Source organism: Acidovorax sp. HMWF029, assembly GCF_003060895.1.
In the GTDB taxonomy this organism is placed as follows: Bacteria; Pseudomonadota; Gammaproteobacteria; order Burkholderiales; family Burkholderiaceae_C; genus Acidovorax.
Genome location: NZ_QAIH01000184.1, coordinates 1 through 2,184 on the forward strand (window position 1 = coordinate 1; position 2,184 = coordinate 2,184).

1 protein-coding gene is annotated in these 2,184 nt (G+C 69.1%); it reads right to left on the bottom strand.

The window, feature by feature from the left end; all coding sequences use genetic code 11:
* On the bottom strand, positions 1 to 1,939 hold a 1,939-nt coding region (locus DBR12_RS12620), incomplete at its 3' end, for a type IV pili methyl-accepting chemotaxis transducer N-terminal domain-containing protein (protein ID WP_233244434.1).
* Positions 1,940 to 2,184 lie beyond the last annotated feature (245 nt).

Sequence of the window (2,184 nt, forward strand, 5' to 3'; positions counted from 1 at the left end):
GTGTAGAGGCCTGCGATGCCGTGGCCTGTGGCATCCAGGCAGCAGGTGACGCCGGTGGCGGGTCAGCCGCAGCGGCGGCAGTCCCCGTGGGCAGCTCGATGCGCACCCGCGTGCCCTGCCCCAGCGTGGAATCGACCTGCAGCACGGCGCCCACGCGGTGGGCGCGCTCGCGCATGATGCCCAGCCCCACATGCAGCGAGTCGGGTAGCACTGCAGCGATGTCGAATCCCTGGCCGTTGTCCTGCACCTCGAAGCGCCAGCGGGGGTGGCGGTGCACGAGCAGGTCCACGCGCGTGGCGGCAGCGTGCTTGCGCACGTTCGACAGGGCTTCCTGCACCATGTGCAGCACCTGGATCTGCACGTCCTGCGCCAGCGGCAGGCCGTGGCCCACCATGCCCAGCGTGGTGACGATGCCGGTCTGGTGCTCGAACTTGGACAGCGTGGCGCGCAGGGCGGATTCGATATCCTCCTCGCTGGTGCGGGTGCGGAAATGCACCAGCAGCTCGCGCACATCGGCATAACACTCGCGCACGCCCACATCCAGCTCGCTGATGCTGCGGTCGCGCTTGGCCTCGTCGCCGCGCGCCACGGCGTCGCGCAGCAGCTGGGTCTGGATCTTGAGGAAGGCCAGCGACTGGGCGATGGAGTCGTGAAGCTCGCGCGCGAGCAGGCTGCGCTCCTCGGCCACGGCCGCCTCGCGCTCCAGCGCGGTGGCACGCAGGCCCTCCATGGCGCTGGCCAGATGGCGCGTCAGGGCTTCGAGCAGCTCGCGCACCTCGTCGGTCATCTCGATTGGAGTGCGGAAGAACAGGTTCACCTCGCCCAGCAGGCGATGCTGCATCTGCACAGGAATGGTGACCATGGTCTCGAACCCCGCGTCTCGGCAATGGGGCAGCGCCACAGCGGTGGACGGCGTGATGGGGATGACGCGCGTGCGCGCCTGCTCCTGCGGCTGGCCACACAGGCAGCTGCCCGTGTGCAGGCAGTGCTCGCCCTGGGCCATGGCCTGGGGAAGGCCGTCGCCCGCCAGCAGCACATAGCGCTCGTTGGCCTCATTGGACCAGCGCACGGCGGCGGCATCGGCCCCCGCAACGCGGCGGATCTGCTGCACAAAGCCTTGCGCCAGCAGCTCAAGGCTGCCAGCGGTGTTGGCCAGGGCACTCACCTCGTACAACGCGGCCAGGCGCTGGTTCTGTACCGCAATGCTGGCGGTTTTCTCCACCACCTTGTGCTCGAGATCGTCATGCGATGCCTGCAGCGCGTGGGCCATGAGGTTGAAACCCGCCGAGAGCTGGCCGAACTCGTCATCCGTATCCACCGGCAGGCGCGTGCCCAGCTCGCCCTGGCGCAGGCGGGCCTGTGCCTGCTGCAGGCGCGCCACGGGGTTGATGACCAGTAGGTAGCTCACGGCCATGAAAGTCACGGCCGCCACAATGGCCAGCGCCATCATGAACAGCTGGAACAGGTGCAGTGCGGCGGTCCAGCCCGCGATCTGGATCTCGATGGCGTCCACAAAACCATCCACCTGCGCCACAAAGGCGTCGGCCTGGGCCAGGGCCAGCGTGCGGTCGGGCGGTTGCGAGGCCACCCAGCGACTGCGTGCCAGGGCCCACTGGCTGCGGATGGATTCAAAGCGGGAGCGGGTCTCGTCGCTCCAGGGTACGAACAGAGGGCGCGAGGGGTCGCCCGTGCGCAGCAGCTCCAGGCTGGCGTCGAACAGGCGGGCGCGCTCCTGCACCACCTCGGCAGGCTCTGTCTGCAGCACCAGCACCATGCGCAACATGTTCATGCGCAGGCGGCCGGCCTCGTTCACGGCGGCGGCGCCGCCTTCGAGTTTCCAGGTCACCCACAGCGTGAGGCTGATGGACGCCAGCGCCACCAGCAAGAAGCCAGCGCCCAGGGCCAGGAGCTTTGTGGTGAGCGTGGGCTTGGACCGCATGGGGCGCAGTGTAGGCAGGGGGGGGTTGAGGTTTCTTGACCTGCGTCAAGCGCGCCCCGCGTAGCATCGCGGCATGCAAAGACCATCCCCTTCTTTTTCGCGCGCCCGGCCCCTGCCGATGGCGCTGGGCTGTGCGCTGCTGGTGCTGGCGGGTTGCGCTGGCCCACAGGCATCCGGGCAGGCACCAGGCGTCCTCGCGGCTACAGCCACGCCATCGTCCCCCTGGCCCGAGCGCCTGCACAGCC